The organism is Mesorhizobium sp. WSM4807 (assembly GCF_055811615.1).
On the sequence record NZ_JBVVQY010000101.1, the window covers coordinates 1 to 1,142 of the forward strand.

The following is a 1,142-nucleotide window of genomic DNA, read 5'->3' on the forward strand; positions in this document are numbered from 1 at the left end:
ACGGTGCGGCCGCCTTCACGGATGGCGAAGCGCAGCTTCTCTTCCATGGCGATCGGCACGATCAGCTCGACATCGACGGTGATGTTGTCGCCCGGCATCACCATCTCGGTGCCTTCCGGCAGCGACACGATGCCGGTCACATCGGTCGTGCGGAAATAGAACTGCGGCCGGTAGTTGGTGAAGAACGGCGTGTGACGGCCACCCTCGTCCTTGGTCAGGATGTAGGCTTCGGCGACGAATTTCTTGTGCGGCTTGACCGTACCGGGCTTGGCCAGAACCTGGCCACGCTCGACACCTTCGCGGTCGACACCGCGCAGCAGCGCGCCGATGTTGTCGCCGGCCTGGCCCTGGTCGAGCAGCTTGCGGAACATCTCGACACCCGTGCAGGTCGTCTTGGTGGTCGGACGGATGCCGACGATCTCAAGCTCCTCGCCGACCTTGACCACGCCGCGCTCGACGCGGCCGGTCACCACCGTGCCGCGGCCCGAGATCGAGAACACGTCCTCGATCGGCATCAGGAACGGCTTGTCCAGCGGACGAACCGGCGTCGGGATGTAGTCGTCGACCGCCGCCATCAATTCGCGGATCGAATCCTCGCCGATCTTCTTGTCGGAATCTTCCAAAGCCGCAAGTGCCGAACCCTTGACGATCGGAATGTCGTCGCCGGGGAACTCGTTCTTGGTCAAGAGCTCACGCACCTCGAGCTCGACCAGTTCGAGCAGCTCGGCGTCGTCGACCTGGTCGACCTTGTTCAAAAACACCACGATCGACGGCACGCCGACCTGACGGGCCAGCAGGATGTGCTCGCGGGTCTGCGGCATCGGGCCGTCGGCGGCCGACACAACCAGGATCGCGCCGTCCATCTGCGCGGCACCGGTGATCATGTTCTTCACATAGTCGGCGTGGCCGGGGCAGTCGACATGGGCGTAGTGGCGGGCGGCCGTCTCGTATTCGACATGCGCCGTCGAGATGGTGATGCCGCGCGCCTTCTCTTCGGGCGCCGCATCGATCTGGTCGTAGCGCTTGTATTCGCCAAAATACTTGGTGATCGCCGCCGTCAGCGACGTCTTGCCATGATCGACGTGGCCAATCGTGCCAATGTTCACATGAGGCTTTGTACGCTCGAATTTACCTTTTGCCAT

The 1,142-nt window shown here is 63.0% G+C and carries 1 protein-coding gene; it reads right to left on the reverse strand.

Going from position 1 to position 1,142, the window contains the following annotated elements; translation table 11 throughout:
• Positions 1 to 1,142: elongation factor Tu (gene tuf / locus AC0L3N_RS33855; RefSeq protein ID WP_473552027.1), on the reverse strand; the 1,142-nt coding region annotated here is incomplete at its 3' end.